This is a genomic window from Dechloromonas sp. H13 (genome assembly GCF_009469615.1).
Lineage (GTDB): Bacteria > Pseudomonadota > Gammaproteobacteria > Burkholderiales > Rhodocyclaceae > Azonexus.
Genome location: NZ_SSXX01000001.1, coordinates 56,604 through 72,527 on the forward strand (window position 1 = coordinate 56,604; position 15,924 = coordinate 72,527).

General features: G+C 65.3%; 17 protein-coding genes. 8 read left to right on the forward strand and 9 right to left on the reverse strand.

The window, feature by feature from the left end; genetic code table 11:
* Positions 1-87 precede the first annotated feature (87 nt).
* Complete coding sequence (locus GH660_RS00255; protein ID WP_153144576.1) at positions 88-843, reverse strand: GntR family transcriptional regulator; 756 nt, start codon at positions 841-843, stop codon at positions 88-90.
* Positions 844-1,042: 199 nt separating this feature from the next.
* Between GH660_RS00255 and GH660_RS00260 the strand changes: the two genes are divergently transcribed.
* The 3 genes from GH660_RS00260 to GH660_RS00270 all read left to right on the forward strand — a co-directional run bounded on the left by GH660_RS00260 (position 1,043) and on the right by GH660_RS00270 (position 3,884).
* On the forward strand, positions 1,043-2,029 hold the full coding sequence (locus tag GH660_RS00260) for a malate dehydrogenase (RefSeq protein WP_153144577.1): 987 nt from the start codon (positions 1,043-1,045) through the stop codon (positions 2,027-2,029).
* Between the two features lie 108 nt (positions 2,030-2,137).
* Complete coding sequence (locus tag GH660_RS00265; protein WP_153144578.1) at positions 2,138-3,121, forward strand: CoA ester lyase; 984 nt, start codon at positions 2,138-2,140, stop codon at positions 3,119-3,121.
* The gene (locus tag GH660_RS00270; RefSeq protein WP_228276297.1) at positions 3,114-3,884 is read left to right on the forward strand and encodes a tRNA pseudouridine(65) synthase TruC; all 771 of its coding nucleotides are present in this window, start codon (positions 3,114-3,116) and stop codon (positions 3,882-3,884) included. Before GH660_RS00265 ends, GH660_RS00270 begins: the two co-directional genes overlap by 8 nt.
* Here the strand turns inward: GH660_RS00270 and GH660_RS00275 are convergent.
* The 4 genes from GH660_RS00275 to GH660_RS00290 all read right to left on the reverse strand — a co-directional run bounded on the left by GH660_RS00275 (position 3,881) and on the right by GH660_RS00290 (position 6,887).
* Positions 3,881-4,318 (reverse strand): cyclic nucleotide-binding/CBS domain-containing protein, encoded by a 438-nt coding sequence (locus GH660_RS00275; protein WP_153144580.1) that lies wholly within the window; start codon positions 4,316-4,318, stop codon positions 3,881-3,883. The genes GH660_RS00270 and GH660_RS00275 overlap by 4 nt on opposite strands.
* 197 nt (positions 4,319-4,515) lie before the next feature.
* On the reverse strand, positions 4,516-5,013 hold the full coding sequence (locus GH660_RS00280) for an ankyrin repeat domain-containing protein (protein WP_153144581.1): 498 nt from the start codon (positions 5,011-5,013) through the stop codon (positions 4,516-4,518).
* Between the two features lie 81 nt (positions 5,014-5,094).
* Positions 5,095-6,351, reverse strand: coding sequence for a nitronate monooxygenase (locus GH660_RS00285; RefSeq protein ID WP_153144582.1), 1,257 nt, complete (start codon positions 6,349-6,351; stop codon positions 5,095-5,097).
* Positions 6,352-6,581: 230 nt separating this feature from the next.
* The gene (locus GH660_RS00290; RefSeq protein ID WP_153144583.1) at positions 6,582-6,887 is read right to left on the reverse strand and encodes an antibiotic biosynthesis monooxygenase; all 306 of its coding nucleotides are present in this window, start codon (positions 6,885-6,887) and stop codon (positions 6,582-6,584) included.
* 98 nt (positions 6,888-6,985) lie between these two features.
* Here GH660_RS00290 and GH660_RS00295 point away from each other — a divergent pair, with 98 nt between their 5' ends.
* A complete protein-coding gene (locus GH660_RS00295; RefSeq protein ID WP_153144584.1) occupies positions 6,986-7,447 on the forward strand; it encodes a hypothetical protein in 462 nt (153 codons plus the stop codon).
* Here GH660_RS00295 and GH660_RS00300 read toward each other — a convergent pair.
* Positions 7,444-9,144, reverse strand: coding sequence for an ATP-binding protein (locus GH660_RS00300; protein ID WP_153144585.1), 1,701 nt, complete (start codon positions 9,142-9,144; stop codon positions 7,444-7,446). The two genes, GH660_RS00295 and GH660_RS00300, sit on opposite strands and share 4 nt — an antisense overlap.
* Positions 9,145-9,314: 170 nt before the next feature.
* Here GH660_RS00300 and rlmF point away from each other — a divergent pair, with 170 nt between their 5' ends.
* Positions 9,315-10,328: a 23S rRNA (adenine(1618)-N(6))-methyltransferase RlmF gene (rlmF, locus tag GH660_RS00305; protein ID WP_153144586.1), complete on the forward strand. Its 1,014-nt coding sequence runs from the start codon at positions 9,315-9,317 to the stop codon at positions 10,326-10,328.
* 31 nt (positions 10,329-10,359) lie between these two features.
* A complete protein-coding gene (gene asd / locus GH660_RS00310; RefSeq protein ID WP_153144587.1) occupies positions 10,360-11,211 on the forward strand; it encodes an archaetidylserine decarboxylase in 852 nt (283 codons plus the stop codon).
* On the opposite strand, the gene GH660_RS00315 is transcribed toward asd, so the two are convergent.
* Positions 11,205-12,572, reverse strand: coding sequence for a hypothetical protein (locus GH660_RS00315; RefSeq protein WP_153144588.1), 1,368 nt, complete (start codon positions 12,570-12,572; stop codon positions 11,205-11,207). The genes asd and GH660_RS00315 overlap by 7 nt on opposite strands.
* A gap of 105 nt (positions 12,573-12,677) precedes the next feature.
* Between GH660_RS00315 and GH660_RS00320 the strand changes: the two genes are divergently transcribed.
* Both GH660_RS00320 and GH660_RS00325 read left to right on the forward strand, forming a co-directional pair.
* Positions 12,678-13,112, forward strand: coding sequence for an MBL fold metallo-hydrolase (locus GH660_RS00320; RefSeq protein ID WP_153144589.1), 435 nt, complete (start codon positions 12,678-12,680; stop codon positions 13,110-13,112).
* 269 nt (positions 13,113-13,381) lie between these two features.
* A complete protein-coding gene (locus GH660_RS00325; protein WP_153144590.1) occupies positions 13,382-13,576 on the forward strand; it encodes a DUF1059 domain-containing protein in 195 nt (64 codons plus the stop codon).
* A gap of 10 nt (positions 13,577-13,586) precedes the next feature.
* Here the strand turns inward: GH660_RS00325 and egtD are convergent, their stop codons facing one another.
* A complete protein-coding gene (gene egtD / locus GH660_RS00330; RefSeq protein ID WP_153144591.1) occupies positions 13,587-14,516 on the reverse strand; it encodes an L-histidine N(alpha)-methyltransferase in 930 nt (309 codons plus the stop codon).
* Between the two features lie 32 nt (positions 14,517-14,548).
* Positions 14,549-15,877, reverse strand: coding sequence for an SUMF1/EgtB/PvdO family nonheme iron enzyme (locus GH660_RS00335; RefSeq protein WP_153144592.1), 1,329 nt, complete (start codon positions 15,875-15,877; stop codon positions 14,549-14,551).
* Positions 15,878-15,924: the final 47 nt, after the last annotated feature.

Consider the following 15,924-nt stretch of genomic DNA (forward strand, 5'->3'; position numbering starts at 1 on the left):
TGAAAAGAACGGTAATTATACATTCAAAATCAGGTGAAACACGGCATGCTACGTGTTTTCCGGGATAGTAACAAAGCACTATTCATGTTAGCCAAGATCGTTCCGGTAATAGTGCCGGTTCGTGCAATACAGGCCGCGTCGCCATTCGACCGGTTTGTTGCCATACGTGTATGCCGTGCGCTCCACCAGCAGCAGCGGCGCCCCGGGGGAAACGGCAAGAAGCCCGGCGCTGTACGGGTCCGCAGCCACGGCACGGAGGTGTTCTTCGGCATGGATCATGCGCACGCCGTAATCGTTTTCAAAGACGCTGTAGAGGGAGCGGTCGCCGCCGCTGAGGCTGTCGAGCGTCAGGCCGGCGAACAGTTCGCTGACCAGGTGAATCTGGTCGAAAACCACCGCCTCGCCGTTGAAGCGCAGCAGGCGCTCGACATAGATCGCCGGATCGCCGACCTTGATCCTGAGCGCAGCAGCAACCTCGGGACCGGCCTCCCGGGTCGAGCACGAAAGCGGCACGCTGACTGCATGCGCAGCGTTGCCATCGTCGGGCACCAGGCGGAGAAAACGGTAGAAGGAACGCGGGTCGTCGTGGCTCGCCACGAAGGTTCCCTTGCCCTGGCGCCGGATCAGCAGGTTTTCCGCCGCCATTTCGTCGATCGCCTTGCGCACCGTACCCTGACTGACGTTGAAGCGCGCGGCAAGCTCCCCCTCGCTGGGAATGGCGTCGCCCGGCCCCCACTCGCCAGCCTCCAGACTGCGGATCATGAAGTCCTTGATCTGGCGGTACAGCGGGCTGAACGTCGGCGAAGCGACGCGAAAGGACGGACGTGCGGGGTCACGGTTCATGGCCGGAAATTTCAGCACATTTCAGGCGGACCGTCCACGAAAAGTTGTCTTATATAAGACACATGATGAATTGACAGTCGCACGGCGAACTTCTAACATCTTCAGTTCTCGTGCCCGCCCCCTCCAGGTGTGTGACCAGGGCCGGCATTCGAGTTGAATCGAACAATTTCAACCACGCTGTTTCATACAGGAGCGATACATGTCCAAAGCCCCCATGCGCGTTGCCGTCACCGGCGCCGCCGGCCAGATCGGTTATAGCCTGCTGTTCCGCATTGCCTCCGGCGAAATGCTCGGCAAAGACCAGCCGGTCATCCTCCAGTTGCTCGACCTGCCGCAGGCTCAGCAGGCCGTCAAGGGCGTCATGATGGAACTGGAAGACTGTGCCTTCCCGCTGCTCGCCGGCATGGTCGCCACCGATGACCCGAACGTCGCCTTCAAGGATGCCGACGTCTGCCTGCTGGTCGGCGCCCGTCCGCGCACCAAGGGCATGGAACGTGCCGACCTGCTGACCGCCAACGGTGCCATCTTCACCGTCCAGGGCAAGGCCATCGCCGAGAACGCCAAGGAGGACGTCAAGGTTCTGGTCGTCGGCAACCCCTGCAACACCAACGCCTACATCGCCGCCGCCGCCGCCAGGAAGGTTGGCCGCACCAACCCGAACAACTACCACGGCATGCTGCGCCTGGACCACAACCGCGCCCTGTCGCAACTGGCCACCAAGACCGGCCGCGAAGTTTCTTCCCTGAAGAAACTGGTCGTCTGGGGCAACCACTCGCCGACGATGTACGCCGACTACCGCTACTGCACCTCCAACGGCGACAGCGTCAAGGCCCTGGTCAATGATGCCGTCTGGAACAACGACGTCTTCCTGCCGACCGTCGGCAAGCGCGGCGCCGCCATCATCGAAGCCCGCGGCCTGTCTTCCGCTGCCTCCGCTGCCAACGCCGCCATCGACCACATCCGCGACTGGGTGCTGGGTTCCGACGAATGGGTCACGATGGGCGTCCCGTCCGACGGCTCCTACGGCATTCCGAAGGGCATCGTGTTCGGTTTCCCGTGCGAGTGCAAGGGCGGCTCCTTCAAGATCATCCAGGGTCTGGAAATCGACGCCTACAGCCAGGAAAAGATCAACATCACCCTGAAGGAACTGACCGACGAAGCCGAAGCGGTCAAGGACATGCTGTAACAGCTGTTGGTTGCTAGTCACTAGCTGCTAGCAAAGCCAGGGGCCGCGGTAGAATACCGCGGCCTTTTCTTTTTGCTCGCAACTAATAACCCGTAACCAACGACCAACATGCGCCATCCGAAAGCGGTTCTCTTTGCCGGCGAAAAGCCCTTCCCCGTCCTGCCTGCGGTCGACCATTACGCCGGTTCCGAAAAGCTGATGCGCAAGGCCCTGCAGTTGCAGAAGGAACTCGGGCCGATCTTCGACATCACCTGTGACTGCGAGGATGGCGCCCATGCCGGTGCCGAGCGCGAACATGCCGAGATGGCGGCCGCCGTGATCATGAGCGACGACAACCTGTTCAACCGGGTCGGCGCCCGCGTGCATGACGTCACCCACGCCCACTGGCAGCAGGACATGGAGATTCTGGTCGGCCGCGCCGGCAGCCGCCTGCCCTTCATCACCCTGCCCAAGCCCTGCAGCGCCGGCGACGTTCAGGTGCAGATCGAGGCGCTGCGCGAAATCGAGCAGAATTTCGGCGTCGACCGCAGGATTCCCGTCCATGTACTGATCGAAACCCACGGCGCGCTGCGCGAGGTCTGGGACATCGCCGCCCTGCCCGGCGTCGAGAGCCTGGATTTCGGCCTCATGGATTTCGTTTCCGGCCACCACGGCGCCATTCCCGGCTCGGCGATGAAAAGCCCGGGCCAGTTCGAACACCCGCTGGTCGCCCGCGCCAAGTGCGAAATCAGCGCCGCGGCGCTGGCCTGCGGAGTCGTTCCCTCGCACAACGTGACGACCGAACTGAAGGACATCGACTACATCCGCAACGACGCCCTGCGCGCCCGCAAGGAATTCGGCTACCTGCGCATGTGGAGCATCCACCCGAACCAGATCGTGCCGATCGTCGAGGCCATGCGTCCCGATTTTTCCGAAGTCCGGACCGCCGCCGAAATCCTGATCGCCGCCCAGGACAGGGACTGGGGGCCGATCCAGCACGACGGCAAGCTGCACGACCGTGCCTCCTACCGCTACTACTGGGAACTGCTCGACCGCGCCCAAGTGACCGGCATGGAACTTCCGGATGTGGCAAGGGAACGGTTTTTTGCCTGAAAACGTGGTCGACCGCAGCGAACGGCAGAACGAAGCACCGCTGACCATCCTCTACCGCGACGAATATATCGTCGTCATCGACAAGCCGCCGAACCTGCTTGTCCATCGTTCGGAAATCGACCGCCACGAAACACGCTTCGCCATCCAGATCCTGCGCGACCAGATCGGCCAGCGCGTCTGGCCGGCGCATCGCCTAGACCGCGGCACCTCGGGCGTCCTGCTGTTCGGACTGAACCCCGGAATCGCCAGCCTGCTCGGCCGGCAATTCGAGGCCGGAACGGTGGACAAACGCTACTGGGCCGTCGTGCGCGGACACCCGCCGGCCACCGGGACGATCGACCATCCCCTCCGCCGCCAGCGCGACCCCTACGAATTTCGTGACGAGCGCAGCAGCATGGAAGCCCAGCCGGCACTGACCCGTTTTCGCAAGCTGGCCGAAATCGAGCTGCCGGTAACGGTCGACCGCTACCCGAGCAGCCGTTACGCCCTGCTCGAACTGACGCCGCTGAGCGGCCGTCGGCATCAGCTGCGCCGCCACCTGAAACATATCGCCCACCCGATCATCGGCGATGCGACCTACGGCAAGGGGCGCCATAACCGCTATTTCGCCGAGCACCTGTCGTGCCACCGGCTGTTGCTGGCCTGTACGCAGCTTGGCTTCGACCACCCGATCAGCGGCCGCCGGCTGGAAATAAAAGCGCCAGTGTCCGGCGAATTCGCCGCGACACTGGCGCGCTTTGGCTGGAACCCAAGGGATCGCTAGGCGATATTTTCTTCGAGATGCTCCCGGAACTGCAGGTCGCGCTCGAGCTGGACCATGTCCTGGCCGAGCGCATCGCGGGCCGACACCATGCCCAGCGGCGCGCCGCTGGCATCGACCACCGGCACATGGCGGAAACCGCCATCGACCATGAACTGGAGGGCATAGCCCAGCGGCTTGTCCTCGCGAATCGTTTGCGGATTCCCGACCATCACCTGGGCGACTTGCGTCGCATCCGGATCGAGGCCACCGGCCAGCACCTTGTTCAGGGCGTCGCGCTCGGTAAATATGCCTGCGATCTGGCTGCGGTCGACAATCAGCAAGGCGCCGATCTTCTTTTCCGCCATCAGCCGGCAAGCCGCGCGGACGGTCATGTCGCTCGAACCGGAAACCAGAGGGCGTCCGGCAATGATGTCGCTAATGAGTCTGTTTGGCATGTTTGTCTCCTTTGTGGTTTTTTAGGTACCGCAATAGTCGCCCGATTGGTCCTGTCTTGCAACCATGCCACAGGGCTATTGCGCCTTTATGACAATGATCGCTATAACCAAGAAGACAACGATTATGCCGATCAGTTCGATATTCATCGAAATTCAGCCGCCCACCACCGCTTCGTCATGCCGGAAGCAAGCTGCGGTCAGCAGGGTTTGCCGGCCTGGCAGCCCTTCAATATCCAAAGGGAAATGACGCCGGCCGCCTCGTTGGCCATGACCTTGCGCGCCATCGAAGTCGGGTCGCGCCCGGCGTTGGTCTTGGCATAGGGATCGGCGCCGGCTTCGAGCAACAGCTGCGCATGCCTGGCATTCTGCGTGTAAGCCGCCATGTGCAGCGGCGTCGCACCTTCTCCATCCCTGGCGTTCGGGTCGGCACCGGCGGCAATCAGCACTTTGAGGGCCGTGATGTCCGGGTTGGTGGCCGCCAGATGCAGCGGCGTCGACCCCTGGGCGGTTCTCGCATCCCGCGCCGCAGGCTGCGCCTTCAGAATGGCGCCAACCTCCTGGCCATTGCCGACACGCGCGGCATCGTGAATCGGCTGGTCGTTGGCCCCCAGTACCTGCTGCGCATGCGCCGGCACGGCGAACAACAGCGACATGGATACACAGACAAGGGAAACCCAGCGCTTCATTTTCGTCATATCAACCCCCATCTTCTCGCCCGCAACAGCAATCCAGCGGGGCAACCGCCACTTCGCCTGAGCCGCCCGGATCAATGGCTTTTAGACTGTCGCGGCAGCCGGGAGTGCCACCTTGTTGTCGGTGCTGAACTGGTAATCGTGGAAGACGTGTTCGGCGGACAGCATCTGGTAGCTGCCATCGGCCAGCCGAAGCGTGGTGTCCTTCAGACGCCAGGTCATCTGCCCGCAGGTCCAGATATCGAAATTGCGCATGTGGGTGCACAGGCAGGTCTTGTCCCAGACCTGGACCTTGCGCGCGCCGGGATGCGCCGCCACCTCGCGGTTGTAGGAGGTGACGTAGGAGCACTTGCCATTGGCGTCGAGCAGGTAGCCGTAGGCTTCGCAGTTCGGGCGGATGCCGTCGCCGATGCCCGGGCTGCTGCGGATCATGCGCATCGGATAGCCGGTCGGCGAAATTTCGTTGACCACGATGTCGTCCTCGTTGGCCTTGAAGTATTCCTGCTTGACCTCGGCCGGGAGTCCGCACTCCTCGGTGACGGTGAAGCGCGTCGCCACCTGGACGGCCCCGGCTCCGGCATCGAGGAAGCCGGCCGCGTCGCTGCCGGTGAAGATGCCGCCGGCGGGAATCACCGGGATGTCGAGGTTCTCGCCCTTCAGGTAGGTCAGCACCTCGGCGACGATGGTCGCCAGGTCGTACTGCGCCCAGTCCATCCCGAAGCCGAGGTGGCCGCCGGCCAGCGGGCCCTCGACGACGACATAGTCGGGCAGCCGACCGGTACGGGCGCTTTTCTTGAGGAACAACTGCAGGGCGCGCACGGACGAAACGATGATACCCAGCTTGGCATCGCGGAAGCGCGGATGGTCCTCGATCAGCGCGAAGGAGCCGAGGTGCAGGCCGGCCGCCAGCGTGATGCCATCGATGCCGGCGTCGAGCGCCGCCGACATGCGAACCTTGAGCGTCTCCTTCGGCGCGTTCATGGTCAGCTTTTCCATGCAGTTGATGAAGACGAGCCCGTCGCCCTGCTTGCGGCGCATCGTCGCCTCGACATGCAGGCGGGTCGCCTCGACGAGGCGACCGAGGTCGAACTTGACCGACGACTTGTCCTCGTTATGCACGTTGTACTTGTAGAGCGCGAGCTTTTCCTTGACGTGCTTGGTGTCGTAGCGGCGGTCGGCGACGGTATTGATCATCGCGTCGGAGATGTGACCAACCCCTCCCAGACGAGCAGCTTCGAGCGCCAGGTCGGCGGTGGAAATATCCACCCCCATGCCACCGATCATGATCGGAACCAGCTCGTGCTTGCCCAACCGCAAGCGGAAATCGTCCACACGCTTCATCGTCATCCTTCAGGAAAGCAGCCGGGCCCTGTTCTGTGTTCACAAGCATGGCTGAGCGCAGGATTTTACGCCAATGTGAAGCATCATGCGTGCCTTCACAGCGATAAATCAGGGCGGACGGCACCTGCATCACCGGACCCGACCATTGGAACAGCCCCCGGCGCGGAAGGTTCGCACCCGCCGCCCGCGAAGCGTCTCTTTCCCGGGATTCGATCCGAAACGACTGTCCGCTACAGCACCGCCTCGAACAACTCCAGTTGCGGCGGGCCGAGGTAGAAATCGCGCGGCGACTGGCCGGCCGCCATGTGTGCCTTGCGGAAGGCTTCCGACTGCGTCCAGTCGGCGAAGGCTTGTTCGGATGCCCAGACCGTGTGCGAGGCGAACAGCGTGTACTCGTCGTTGCTCTCGGCGCGCAGCAGGTTGAAGCTGACGAAGCCCGGCACCTTGTCGAGATAGCTGTTGCGCTTGCGCCAGTGCTCGATGAATGCATCCTCCTTGCCGGGCGCGATCCTGAGCCGGTTCATTGCCAGAAACATGGGCTTCTTCCTCAAAATAACCTTACAAAATATAGGGACAAATAGCGCCTGATTCCGTACCATGGCGCTTCCCCAACCCGACTACAAAATACTCCAGAATGGACTTCGACAACGACGACAAGCTCGACTTCGGCGCCCTGCCGCCCGCCGTCGACATACTGCTGCAGCGAGGCGCGGCTGCCCACTTCACCGATCCGGCTGTGGCCGAGGCGGCATTCCGCGCCGCCATCGCCCACGACCCGAGCGTCCTGCCGGCCTACCGCTGCCTGTTCAAGCATTACAACCGCAAGCGCCAGTTCGAAGCAGCCCATATCACCGGCCTCGACTGGCTGGCCGAAGCCGCCCGCCAGGCCGGCATTTCGACCGACTGGCGGCAGTGGACCGCAGCCCCCGGCGCAGCGCTCGCCGCGCTCAAGGCCCATGCCTTCATCGAGCTGCGGCGCGGCAACGTCGCCGCGGCGGCGAACGCCCTCGAAGTATTGCTACGCCTCGACCCGGAAGACGGCATCGGCGGCTCGGTGGTCGCCGCGCTGCTGCCGGAAGCGGAGAGCGTCGCCTAAGCCGTCGCCACCTCCATCCCGCGGAAGATCGAACAACGGCGGAACACTTCCGCCGTCGGCGGCACCTGTTTCTGGTTGCAGTATTTCGCCACCAGCTTGGCCAGGCCCTTGATGTCGCGGCCGGTCGCTTCCGGGAAGATCACGGGCAGCCGCTCCAGCAGTTCGGGTTCGACGGCCAGACCGAACTGCGCCGTCATCACCCCCCAGATTTTCCGGCGGTCATCGCGGTTGGGCGGGTGGAAGCGGATCAGCGCGATGCAGCGCGAGACGATGGCCTCGTCGATGTCGTCGACGCGGTTGGTGGTCAGGAACAGGAGGCCGTTGAAATACTCGAGCACGCGCAGGAAGACACCGACGACGGCGTTCATCGTGATGTTGTCGTCGCGCTTCTTGATGTAGACGTCGGCCTCGTCGATCAGCATGACCGCGCCCCAGCGCTGGGCGCGGGTCAGCACCTCCTTGAGCGCCGTCTCCATCGCCGCGACGTTGAGCCCCAGTTGCCCGGAATGCACGCGGTAAAGCGGCCGGCGGATGATCTCCGAGTACACCTCCGCGGTCAGCGTCTTGCCGACCCCGGCCGGCCCGGCGCAGAGCACCGTCGTGCCACCCGACTTGCCGGCGACCACATCGTCCATCAGGACGTCCATTTCGGCGGTCAGGATGTCGATCAGGTCGGTCTGTTCGGGCGGCAGCACCAGCTTGTCCTTGAGTTCCGGCTGGTAGGCGTAGGGCGCCATGTCGTCGACGTGCACCCAGACGTAGTGGTGCAGGTCGAGGTGGAACATCAGCATGTAGAAATGCACCGGCAGTTCGGTGAACAGGCCTTTGCCGATGCTTTCGTGGGCCGCCTCGACCTCGGCCTCCTCCTTGCCGGAGAGCCGTGAATTGCGCGCCACGCGGCGGACGAACTTGGCCAGGATGTCGCCGGTCGCATCGAGCGCCAGCACGCGCTCGCCGAGGATGCTCTCGTCGTTGACCAGGCGCGCCGGGCTGCCGGTCGACGACAGGATGATGACGTCCTTGCGCGAATAGTCGGTGTCGCGGTGCGTCGCCGTCGGGTTCTCGGCGAAGTAGCCGACGCCGGTGCCGGAAAACTGCGCGCCGTACTGCGCCCGCCACTCGAAATAGCGTTCGGCGCCCTCGTCGTAGCTCTTGAGCAGTTCCGGCGTTTCCTTGACGAAGCCCTTGGTGGCCAGGATTTCCGGAATCGTCCGCCCGGCGATGTCCGGCCCGGTGATGCGCAGGGTCGCCGTCGCCAGCCGCGCCCTGGCGTTGGCCTTCAGTTCGAGGAAGATCTTGCCGGTTTCCTCCTCCGACGGCGGCGTGAAATCCAGCCGCGTCACCACGTAGGCCAGCGGCTTGCCGGTGATGCCGGCCGAGAACAGCCAGCCGCGCGACGCCCCCTCGGCCAGGTAACGGGCGATGGCCGGCACCGCCATTTCCAGTTCCTCCGGCTCAAAGCGCTTGCCGCCTTCGTGCAGCGCTTTCTGCAGCGTGGCGATCTGCGCGCCGCGCGCGCGCAGTTCCGGCCCGCCGGCGGCGTAGAGGCCGCGCAGAAAATCGAGTTCCTCGTTGCTCAACTGGCCGAAGGGAAGCTCGACCCGGTTGCCGAAGCGCAGTTGTTCCAGCACGAAGGCCAGGCGCGGAAAGACCTGTAGCATCGCCTCGATGTGCGCGCGCTCGATTTGCAGCTTCATGAATGCCACTCCCTGATGGTTTGTTCCAGGGAAGCGAGCGAATTCCATGCCGAGCGGGAAGGTGGACAAAGCGGCGTTGAAACAATCACTTGGCAAACCGGACTTTGTCGGACCCGCGACAATCGATCCGTGGGATACTCCGCCCCTCGCTCACGACCGGAAGACAGCAGATGACGGCCCCCACCCGGAAACCCGGACTCCACCCGCGCAACAAAAATGCCGCCGGCTACGATTTTGCCGCGCTGACGGCCGTCGCGCCGGGGCTCGCCAAATACCTGGTCAGCACGCCCGGCGGCGCGCCGAGCGTCGATTTCGCCAACCCGGCCGCCGTTCGGGCACTCAACCGCGCGCTGCTCGCCCTGCATTACGGCGTGCGCGGCTGGGAGATTCCGGCCGGCTACCTGTGCCCGCCGATTCCCGGCCGCGCCGACTACATCCACCACGTCGCCGACCTGCTGGCCAGCTGCAACCGGCAGGTCGTCCCGACCGGGCCGAATGTCCGCGTGCTCGACATCGGCACCGGCGCCAACCTGGTCTACCCGCTGATCGGTCATGCCGAATACGGCTGGCGTTTTCTCGGCGTCGATATCGACGCCGCGGCGCTGGCCAATGCGCAGTCCATTCTGGCCAAGAATCCGGCGTCGACCGCAGCCATCGAACTGCGCCACCAGCCGGTCTGGGACAACATCTTCGTCGGCCTGCTGCGCTCGGGCGAAAGCTTCGAACTTAGCGTCTGCAACCCGCCCTTCCACAATTCGCCGGACGACGTCCTCGCCGTCAGTCAGCGCAAATGGAACAATCTCGGCAAACCCGGCGCCAGGAAGGGCGCGGCGCAGCCCCGCCTCAACTTCGGTGGCGGCGGCACCGAACTGTGGTGCAACGGCGGCGAGCGCGCCTTCGTCAAGAACATGATCGAGCAGAGCGCCGGCATTCCCAAGCGGGTGCTGTGGTTCACCAGCCTGGTATCGAAAGCCGAAAATCTCGAACACATCGAGGTGGCGCTGAAGAAGGCCAAGGTCGTCGAGTCGCGCGTCGTTCAGATGGCGCAGGGCCAGAAGCAGAGCCGCTTCGTCGCCTGGACCTTCTGTGCCAACGGCGAACGGGAAAAATGGCGCAAGGCGCGCTGGTCGGCGATTGCCGCCGGCGAACCCGAAGGCAGCCCGGCGCCGGGCGAGCCCGTATAATTGCGCCTCCATTTTTCCGCCCGACCCTATCGTGTCCGATCGCCTCGCCGTCCTGCCCCAATACCTGCTGCCGAAACAGGCGCTCACCGTCCTCGCCGGCAAGCTCGCCAGCGCCGAAGCGGGCGGCCTGACCACCAGCGTCATCCGCTGGTTCGTCGGGCGCTACGGCGTCGACATGGCCGAGGCGGCCAACCCGGACATCGCCGGCTACGCGAGCTTCAACGAATTCTTCACGCGCCCGCTCAAGGCTGGCGTCCGCCCGCTCGCCACTGCCGATTTCCTGTGCCCGGTCGACGGCGCGATCAGCCAGTTCGGCGCCATCGAGCGCGACCAGATCTTCCAGGCCAAGGGCCACTGCTATTCGACCACCGCCCTGGTCGGCGGCGACCGGTCGCTGGCCGAGCGTTTCGAGAACGGCAGCTTTGCGACGCTTTACCTCAGCCCGCGCGACTACCATCGCATCCACATGCCCTGCGCCGGCCGGCTGACGCGGATGATCTACGTGCCCGGCGCCCTGTTCTCGGTCAATCCGACCACGGCGCGCGGCGTGCCCGGCCTCTTCGCGCGCAACGAGCGCGTGGTGTGCGTCTTTGAATCCGAATTTGGGCCTTTCGTGCTGACTCTGGTCGGCGCCACCATCGTCGGCAGCATGGCCACCGTCTGGCACGGCGTCGTCAATCCGCCGCGCCCCGGCGTGGTCCGCGAATGGCGCTACGATGGCCCTGCTGCGGTCGACCTCGAAAAAGGGGCGGAAATGGGCCGCTTCCTGCTCGGCTCCACGGTGGTCATGCTCTTCCCGAAAGATACGCTGGCCTTCAATCCGGACTGGTCGCCGACGCGCGCCATCCGGATGGGCGAGGCGATGGGGAACACGCCCTACTGAAACGCCCCCGGCGCCAACTGAGCGGGCAGCTTGAGCGCCTTGGTGCCCACTGGAAAGACGAATTCCGCGCTCGGCGCCAGGGCGACGTTGCCAGCCTCGCCGGGCGGCCGCACCGTCCCGCGTAGCGGCGACTGCGGCGGCAGGCGCGTCGGCACGCCCTCCTGTTCGACCAGGCTGCTGCGCTGGGCCGTCTGGTTGCCCTCGAAGCGCCCCTGCGCCGGCCGCTGGAAGTCGCCGGGGCCGACGACCAGGTTGTTGAGCGCCCAGACCTCGACGGCATTGGGGCCGCGGTTGCTCCGGATGGCCAGGAAATTGCCTTGGGACGCATCGTTGATGACCGTGTTGTGGGCCAGGTAGATGGCATTCTGCGACCAGTGCAGGCCTTCCGATCCGTAGGCGATGATCGCCGGATTTTCCGTTTCCGGCCCCTGCCCGACGACATTGCCGATCATGTAGACAAGCCCGCCGTTGGGAAGATCGACCTCGTAGGAGGCATGTCCCTGGGCACCGTCGAAGATCACGTTGTAGAGCAGGTGGTTCTCGCGGGCACGCGACTTGACGAGATGGCCGTAGAAGCCGTTGCGGAAGCGGCTGCCGCGCAGGACGAACTTGCCGATGCGGCCGACGTAGATCAGGTGGTGGAAATCGTTGGTCGTCCGTTGCGCGTCGGCGAACTCGCTATCGACCACCTGTAGCGACAGCTCGGGCGAATTGGCGGTCAGGATGCCCATCTCGTTGTCGAAGAAGGCGCAGCGCACGACGGTCAGGCTCCCGCGGTCGAAGCGGATGCCGGCGCCGTTCATGTCGGAGACCCGGGCGCCGCGGAATTCGATGTTCTCGATGCGCACCCGTTCGCCGCGCACGACCCAGATGCCTTTGTCCTCGGCCAGCTGGTTGTCGGCAACCATCACCGGCCGCCGGCCGATGCCGCGGATGGTGATGTCGCGCTGCGTCCACACCGCCGGCTGGCCGCGGTACTCGCCGGACTTGATCTCGATGACGTCGCCGTCGCGCGCCTGGCGCGCCGCCTCGGTGATCGTCGCGATGCGCTCGCCGCGGCCGACGACCAGCACTGCCGGCTTCGGCGCCGCGGGTACCGGCGCCGCCTGTGCTGGTGACTGCGGATGCAACGGCGCCGCTGCCGGCGGCGGTGCCGGCTCCACCGGCGCCGTTTCGATGACCGGCGGTTCCGGCACCGCGACCAGACGTCCATCCGGCCCGCGCCGGATTTCGCCGCGATAGTCTGGCGACCGCGGCAGGCCGCCCGCCGGCTGGGCGAAGGTCCAGCCGGCATTGCCGAGAAGAACGAGACCGGCAAGCAACAGCCGCCAGGCGGCACGGGAAGGAAATCGGGCAATCATCGGCAACTCCAGGGCGGAAGAGCACTGCGCAGGGCATCCATCGCAGCGGCGAAGCGAACGCCCTCATGAGACGGCAGCGATATCCATTTGTCAACCCACGGCGGCATGGCAAACTGCGGCCTGCGTCCGCACAACGCCGGGCGCCCCCATCCCCCACCTGGAGAACCCGATGACCCAACGCCTCCCGCAACCGATCGCCGGATTTTTTCGGCGCCTCGCACTGACCGAAGCGTCGCCGCCAACGGCCACACGCCGGGCCACAGCGCCTATCTGATCGGCAGCGATGACGACAAGCTGCTGATCTGGGGCGACCTGGTTCATAACCACGCCGTCCAGTTCGCCCGCCCGCAGGTCGCCATCGAGTTCGACAACGACCGCAAGGCCGCCGTCGCGACGCGCCAGAAGATCTTCGCCCGGGCGGCGAAGGAGCGGCTGCTGGTCGGCGGCATGCACCTGCCCTTCCCCGGCATCGGCCATGTGCGCAAGGAGGCCAAGGGCTATAGCTGGGTACCGATCGAGTTCGCGCCGCTCGCCGAGTGACCGCTGCGGTCGACGGCCGAAAAAGGCCAAAAACCAGCGCCCCGTCCGCTTGTCGCCAACGGGGTGCCTTGCTGCGGCCGCCGTCTGGAATCGGCACGCCCGGCGTCTATACTGAAACATAGAAAATGGTGAGTCCAAGGCGACAACAAGGCTGTTCCCCGCTCACCGGGAAGCCAGCCGGGAGGAAGCGTTCCACCCGCGCGGAAAGTTTGGGCAGGGATTCCCGTGGCGTGGTGGTATCGGGTGCATCGACCCACGAGGAGAACATCATGGGACGCAAATACATTGACTGCCGGGATTACCCCAGCGATGCCAAGTGCACGGTCGCGCTGTCCGCCGACAGCGAGAAGGAACTGCTCGAGGCCGCAGTGCAGCACGCGGTCGCGGTCCACCAGCATCAGGACTCGCCGGCCCTGCGTGAAACGCTGAAAACCATGTTCAAGGAAGGCAGCCCGGCGGCCTGACGCCGCCCGCTCAGGCGGTCAGGCAGTTCAGCGAGAAGCTGCGCTCGGCATCGAGAATCCGGGTTTCGCAGGCGAAGCCGCCGGCGGCGGCAAGTGCCGCGACCTGTTCCGGCCGGTACTTGTAGGAACTTTCGGTCCAGATACCCTCGCCGGTTTCGAAGGTGACTGCGCAGTCGGCGGCGGGGATGGTGATTGCCTGTCGCCGGTTGGCCAGCAGATGCATTTCGACGCGACCGGCATCGGCATTCCAGAGCGCGCGATGATCGAAGGCGCTCAGTTCGAAATTTCCCCCGAGTTCGCGATTGATGCGCAGCAGGATGTTCTTGTTGAACGCCGCGGTGACGCCGACCGGATCGTCGTAGGCGAGTAGCAGTTCGGCCTCGGCCTGGACCAGGTCGACGCCGAGCAGCAGCTTGTCGCCGGTGCGCAGGCCGGCGCGGATGCCGGCGAGGAAGCTCGCGGCTGCCGGCGGATCGAAATTGCCGATATTCGAACCGAGGAACAGGATCATCACCGCGCCGCGCGCGCCGCACTGCGCGATGGCCTGCGCGAGGCCGGCCTCGAAGCGGCAGCGGTGCGCGGTGACCGAAACGCCGTGCCAGCGCGCCAGACGGTGCGTGGTCTGCTCCAGGGCGCTGGCCGAGACATCGACGAGATGGACTGTCGCGCGCCGCCCGGCGCGATCGAGAGCGGCGACCAGACGGGCGATCTTCTCACCGTTGCCGCAGCCCAGTTCGATCAGGCAGGCGGGATCGGGCAGCCCGGCGACGATCGCGCCGGCATGGGCGTCGAGCATGGCGAGTTCGGTGCGGGTGATCTTGTAGAAGGGCAGCTGGCAGATGGCGTCGAACAGGCAGGAACCCAGCGCATCGTAGAAATAGGCCGGATTCAGCTGCCTCGGCGTGGCGGACAGTCCCTGTCGAACGTCATCGGCGAACATGCTGGTCCTCCCCAGGCAGATTGCGCGGTCTTTCAGCCTTCTGCCCCGTCAGAGGCGCCAACCGTGCGGAAAGTTGCATAGACGTAGGGATAGGTCGCGCGGAACCAGTTGCGGAAGGTCGGCCGGATCAGCGCCGCGGCGGTAGCCGGCGAGGCGCCTTTGAGGACGTAGTGCTGCCCGTCGAAGAAATCCGCCGAGTACTCGGGATAGGACGCCATCGGCGCAAAGCCGGGATGGCCGGCGAACGGCGTCGTGGTCCATTCCCAGCCGTTGCCGACCAGGTCGTGCACGCCCCAGGCGCTGGCCCCGGCCGGGCACGAACCGACCGGCAGTGGATCCCAGCGCGCGAAGTCGAAATTGCCGCGGCGCGCGTCGGGCGGCGCGTCGCCCCATGGATGGCGGCGTTCCTCGCCGCCCGGCGCACCATGCGCCGCGCGCTGGTATTGCGCCTCGCTCGGCAGGCGCGCGCCCTTCCAGCGCGCGTAGGCGGCCGCTTCGGCATGGCTGACGAAGACCGGCCAGTCGAGCGGCAGGTCGCGCAGCGCGAACATGCCGCGCCAGGCCCAGCCGCTCCCCTGGTGCGACCAGAAATGCGGGTGCGCAATCGCCTTTTCCTGCAGCCACGCCCACCCCTCGGCGCTCCACCAGCGCCGCTCGCGGTAGCCGCCGGCCTCGACGAAGGCCATGAAATCGCCGTTGCTGACGTTATGCACGTCGATCTCGAAAGCCGGCACGGCAACCCGGCACGCCGGAAACTCGTTGTCCCAGCCGAAGGGAATCGCCGTCGGCGCCACGCCCAGGGTGGCCGTCCCGGCCGCGACCCGCACCCGCGGCGTTGCCGCCGCCCCACCGGCCGCCGGCGCCGGCGGGTCGCCCTCCGGCGGCGGCGATTTGTAGCGATGCGCCAGTTCGTGCCACATGTAGCACAGGGTTTCCTGGTGCATCGCTTCATGCTCGAGGATCGCATACGCCATTTCGGTCAGCCGGCGGTCTCCGGGGTCAAAATCCGCGCTGTCCAGGGCGGCGACGACAGCGTTGTCGACCTGCCGCCCATAATCCGCGACCTCGGCCCGCGACGGCCACGCACCCGGCACGCGCGGCCGGGCGGAAGCCTCGTCGGCGGGGTCGATCCCGCGCGCGAACAGGCGGTCCAGATGCGGGTCGATGGGCGGACGACCGAGCCCCTTCTGCAGCAGGGTATTGGTGCTGAAGGCGGGCAGATGGCCTTCGTAGAAGACGACAGGATTGCGCAGGGGAATCGGTTTCAGGAAGTAGGCGTCCGGATCGAGCAGATCGAACAGCGCCCTCGACCGCTGCCGGTTGGCCAGATACCACTCGACGAAGTCTCGCTGCGTCAACATCCGCCCCCCGCTTGCGTGAATTTTCGGGCCGCCTGTTGTTGAGTTCT